The 4848-nt window shown below is 62.1% G+C and carries 4 protein-coding genes; 3 read left to right on the top strand and 1 reads right to left on the bottom strand.

Going from position 1 to position 4848, the window contains the following annotated elements; translation table 11 throughout:
• Positions 1-401: 401 nt before the first annotated feature.
• Positions 402-2369 carry a hypothetical protein gene (locus tag ACLQ62_RS07380; RefSeq protein WP_411721002.1) on the top strand — a complete coding sequence of 656 codons (1968 nt, stop codon included), beginning with the start codon at positions 402-404 and terminating at the stop codon, positions 2367-2369.
• Positions 2370-2456: 87 nt separating this feature from the next.
• On the opposite strand, the gene ACLQ62_RS07375 is transcribed toward ACLQ62_RS07380, so the two are convergent.
• A complete protein-coding gene (locus ACLQ62_RS07375; RefSeq protein ID WP_411721001.1) occupies positions 2457-3167 on the bottom strand; it encodes a hypothetical protein in 711 nt (236 codons plus the stop codon).
• A 141-nt stretch (positions 3168-3308) separates the two neighbouring features.
• Between ACLQ62_RS07375 and ACLQ62_RS07370 the strand changes: the two genes are divergently transcribed.
• Positions 3309-3506 (top strand): helix-turn-helix transcriptional regulator, encoded by a 198-nt coding sequence (locus ACLQ62_RS07370; RefSeq protein WP_354497277.1) that lies wholly within the window; start codon positions 3309-3311, stop codon positions 3504-3506.
• Positions 3506-4735: a tyrosine-type recombinase/integrase gene (locus tag ACLQ62_RS07365; RefSeq protein ID WP_411721000.1), complete on the top strand. Its 1230-nt coding sequence runs from the start codon at positions 3506-3508 to the stop codon at positions 4733-4735. Before ACLQ62_RS07370 ends, ACLQ62_RS07365 begins: the two co-directional genes overlap by 1 nt.
• Positions 4736-4848: the final 113 nt, after the last annotated feature.

Here is a 4848-nt window from a genome sequence, read left to right as displayed (position 1 = left end):
CCTTTGAGTTGCTGGATCAGGAGAAGCTGCGGATCGTGGGCGAGGGTCACGAGGTACGCCGAATCACTCCGAGAACGGATCTCGCCATCTGGCTACCTCTACAGGCGATGCACCTTCTAGGGGAGCTGCTTCGACTGCGCGACCGGCGTGCGGGTCTACCGATGCCGCCGATGCCCGATGGGACGCCGGACTCGACGATTCGGCATCCGCGGACTCGGTGAGCGGTCCCTCCATTCGCGAACGAGCAAGGGGGCATTCGAGGCCAACCGTCCGGGTGCAGTCCTTTGCCGAACGCCCTTTACGAAACGCTCCTAGTCAGGGTCGATTGCGCCGGGCGTTCGTTGTCCTACCGATGCACAATAATGACTCTGCGTGGACGGCTAGGTGAGAAGAGGCAACAGGTGAGCGACGAGGATGCAAGAGCGCGACGGGTTCGGTTCTATGGCGTGAATGACATGGCAACGGGGTGGTACGTACCGCGCGTCGCTGAACTCGTCGAGCAATTCAACCCCATGGACGTTTCGACGAACACGGAGGACATTCTTGAGCTTCACAACGTTCAGCAGTACCTCGAACATGGGTTTTTCCCGAACGCCTACAACGAGGAGGCGCGAAAACAGGCCGTTGCACGGATCCCACAAATCCGAACCGCGGTTGCCAGACACTTTTCAGCTATTGAAAACGCGGATTTCGCTGCCGCGGTGGCGGGTGTTGACCACGAATATCACGCCGACCTTCTGGACTTGCTCGGTCGGAATAAGGCGTTCGAACGCTGCGACAGCGCGACGGTGCTTCCGGCACTCATCAATGAAGGTGTGCACCTGGGCGAGTTGCTCGCGAGCAAGAAGCTCGTGCAGGCCTACGACACCGAGATGCGGGATGCGCTGCGGGCTGCACCCAGAGGGGCTGAGCACCTGATTCGAAGGTATCTCGAGGACGACGTTCGAGGAGAGGTGCACCTTCCAGCAAGTCTGACACCAGTCGACGCTCGCGAACTGTTGGAACGCTACATCGACAGTGATGAGGCGAATCCGAACTACGTGGGGCTCATTGCGGTAGCCAAGGAGAATCCCCGCGCCGGAATCGACGCCAAGCTCAAGCTGCGCGCGAAGCGCCGCAAGGCTGAGATGACCGCGACGTTCTTTGCCGGAACCAAAGGCTTCAAGACTGGGTGCGAGGTGCGCCTCTCAGACACCCAAGAAGATCCGGTCGTGTTCGAGATGGACACCTCTGAGGGCATGATCTCCCGGTATACCTACAGCAGCCGGTGGCTTGAAGCAACGTGTGACAATCCCAGCATTCTCAACAACTTCCTTCACCTGTTCGAGTTCGTTGATTATCAAGCACTGCTGGTTCTCCCGTCGTACCCGGCGCATCTGGGCGTGATGGAACGGTTCATTGGAACCACAGGAAAGAATCAGTACAAAGTCGGCGTAGCCTTTCATTCCATCGACATGAGGACTCTTCTCCAGACGCGGCGGTACCACGACTTTCTGGATTCGAAGGACATCGATCTCGAGCAAGTCATCATGTGGTTCTTCAAGGAGTACCTGGTTGAGGAGTTCGGGGCGTCGAATTTCTCATTCACTCCGTCCGGCAGGGGGACGCCATATCTCCAAAAGGTGAGGCACCTCTTCGCTGAGATGGAGAGCGTCGCCAACCAGTTTGTCTTGTTCGTAAAGGACCACGAGCTCGATCGTGACCTGCTCGCCATGGCTTCCGAGCAGGTCCGGTACAAGGAAATCCCGAGCCTCCTTGAGGGCAAGTACGTCTATCCCGCTGAAGACGGCGACGTTGTTGGCATCCTCCATCTGTTGTTTTCGGACCAGTCGGCTCTGCATTACATCAACGAGAATTTGAAGGCGGACAGCGCAGCCTTACTTCTTCTAGAGAACCACGTCGCGTACGACGACTTCGAGGGCTACCAGAAGCCCAGCATCGACTTCCTGGTCGAACAGGGTGTTCTTGAGAACACCGGTACCCGGATTCAGATCGGGAACTTCGAGCGGTTCCGCATCCTCAGTGCATTGTTCACAACTCAGGCGGCCAGCTTCTACCACCTCTCAGAGGCTGGACGCGCGGAGGCCGAAACCATGATTGCGAAGGGCTGGGTCACGCGCCGCTCTTCGTTGCTGACCGATGCAGAGGGAAACTACTTCAACTACTTCCTCAACGCGGTGGACTTCAGCAACGGACCCCAGCTGCGGAATAAGTACCTTCACGGGTCACAATCCAACGTGGACAGCGAGGATGCACACTTCGAAACCTACATAATCGCGCTCCGTCTGATCCTGGCGTTGGTCATCAAGATCAACGACGACTTTTGTCTCGCGGCATCGGAGGGGAAATTGGAAGGCGCCAGCCTATAGCGGCTCTTTCTCCCGCGACCCGGTTCTGCGTGTGTCTGGGCGCCACCGAATGCGTGCGCCTCGGTCCCATCTCGTTATGGTCGGGTCTTACCCTGCTCGGCCGCGCCTTCCAGGCGGCAATAGGCCGCGCTCCCGCGCCTTCGTGACCCACCCCTGGGAGGTCGACAGTGCCACGCCGTTGAGTTGCGCCATCGTCGCGCTTGGATTCGCATTTCCCTGCTGCGTGAGCCGGCCGTGCTGAAGTGCCACCAGCTCGTAGAAGTCGGGCACCTTCTTCGGATCGCCCAGCGGTTTGAGTAGATCCCGCTCGCTGACCTTTCGGCCCGAGGGCAGCACAATCTTGCCACCCGTGATCGTCTCGGTCCGCTTCATGGTGAACAGCCGCTTATTGATGGCCGCCTCGATGCGAGCGGTCGGCAACTCGCGGAGGAGCTGACTCGTGATCGGGTCGCCCGGGCGCCAGGGAAGGTAGATCACGCCGGTGATGCGGACCTCCTCTGGCACAGCGAAGAGCTGACGCTGCAGCCGGATCATCACCCGGGTGTGCGTGGCGTCGTGCTCGATGTAGCGCCAGCGCCCATCGGTCGTCTCGTTCTCGTCGGAGGCGCTCTGCGTCTCCCGTTGCGACTCGGTTGCGACCCAGTCGTTGTACCCGAGCACGAGATCGATCTGCTCGCTCGCGTCATCGTCACGCTCACCGGGGAATCGGCGGGGCATGTACCATCCGTCGGGCAGGTCGTCCGCGACCAGCAGGCCGTCGTACGACTGGTCGCCAGGGCGCGGCGTGGAAAAAGGCATGCACCGAGTCTAACCAAACATCTCAGGTTCTTGCCAAAAGCCGCGCAACGGTGATATTCTCAGGTAATTGCAAATAGCCGCGCGTGTGCCGGCGTGCACTAGATGCCAGCACCGTAGGCATGTCAGCCGAAGGAGTGCACTATGGTCGACGCTGCGCTGAGGGTGGAGTACCTGAGTCGTGTCGAGGCGGCCGCGCGGTGCCGCGTTCCAGTCTCGACTTTCGACAAGCTTCGTCACGACGGGCTGATTCCTGAGCCCGACGCGCACATGGGCAAGCACCTGCTGTGGAGCGCCGACACGATCGACGATCTGCTAGCGCGGGGTGGGACGGAAAGCTGATGGCCGGGCGGCCCAGCCGGGATTCCCCGACGAGGGTTGATCCGCGCACGGGACGCCCGCTCCCAGAGGGCATCCGCTGGCGCGCCGACCGGCAGCGGTACCAGATCCGCGTCGTCGGCCCGAGCGTCGCGGGCGGCGCCACAGAACGATCGCGCACGTTCCTGACGTTGGCCGAAGCCAAGCGCGAGCTCGCGAAGCTGGTAGCCGGCCGCAACCCGAACGGCTCGATGACGCTCGAGCAGTGGCACGAGAAGTACTGGCCGGCGATCGAGTCATCGGTGCGGCCCGCTACCGCGCGCAGCTACGGCGTCGCCTGGCGACTCCGTATAAAGCCGGCCCTCGGCCGCCGCCGGCTCGAGGACATCACCTCGCCGATGATCGAGTCGGCGATGGTCGCGTGGTCGGGCGGGGCCTCCGCCAAGAACGATGCACTTGCCGTGCTGTCACGCCTGCTGGACGGCGCCCGGCGATCCCGGTTCATCGACTACAACCCGGCGCGCGAGGTCAAACGGCCGAGCATGCGCGAGTCAATCTCGCCGGTCTCGCGGGCGCTCAGCCTCGACCAAATTCGCGAGCTGCTCGAACTCGTACCCGACGGCGTCTACCGTCGCTACCTCGCCGCTCTCGTCTACACCGGGATGAGGGCGGGGGAGGCCACCGCGCTGCGGGTCGGCGATGTCGATTTCGAGCGTGGCATCATCCGGGTCAGCCGGTCGCTTAGTCCAGGCATGCGCGGCGAACTGATCGAGCAGTCGCCGAAGAGCCATAAGTCACGCGAGGTTCCGCTGATCGACGCGCTGCGCCCATACGCCGAGGCGGCTGCGCGGGGCAAACGGCCGAACGACCTGCTCTTCGACGGCGCAGATGGCGGACGGCTCACGAATCACAATGCGCGCCGGGGCGCCGACTGGGACGAGTTACGGACGGCGATCGGCCGACCCAACCTGCGGATCCACGACCTCCGCCACACCTTCGCGACCATCCTGTTCGACGCCGGCGCCAGCGCTCCAGATGTGCAGGCGACCCTGGGTCACTCAAGCCTCCAGGTCACCGAGCGCTATTCGCGTGCCCGGGAGGGCGTCGCGCTTCGTGCAGGAGCTGCCCTCAACGACGCGCTGAAAAAAGACGAGGGCGCCCTACCGGAAACGGAACAGCGGCGGACCCCTGCCCGCCTTAATGGCACATTAATGGCACAGCCTCGGCGAGGGCCCGAGGGAATCGACCGCTGAAACCGAGAAAACCCTCGGTTGCCCGGCGGCAACTCCCGCTTAAATGAAGAAATCCCCGTAAGTAGAAGCCTTACGAGGATTTCAGTGGCTCCGACCGGCATCGATCCGGTGAC

The sequence above is a fragment of the Mycetocola sp. genome (assembly GCF_046716805.1).
Classification (GTDB): Bacteria; Actinomycetota; Actinomycetes; order Actinomycetales; family Microbacteriaceae; genus Mycetocola_A.
Note: the sequence above shows the minus strand (reverse complement) of the source record. Positions and strands in the feature narration are given on the sequence as shown.

Bases quoted from the DNA above. Each gene is read 5' to 3' on its own strand.
- ACLQ62_RS07365 (WP_411721000.1), top strand. From the start codon at position 3,506: ATGGCCGGGCGGCCCAGCCGGGATTCCCCGACGAGGGTTGATCCGCGC.
- ACLQ62_RS07375 (WP_411721001.1), bottom strand. From the start codon at position 3,167: ATGCCTTTTTCCACGCCGCGCCCTGGCGACCAGTCGTACGACGGCCTG.
- ACLQ62_RS07370 (WP_354497277.1), top strand. From the start codon at position 3,309: ATGGTCGACGCTGCGCTGAGGGTGGAGTACCTGAGTCGTGTCGAGGCG.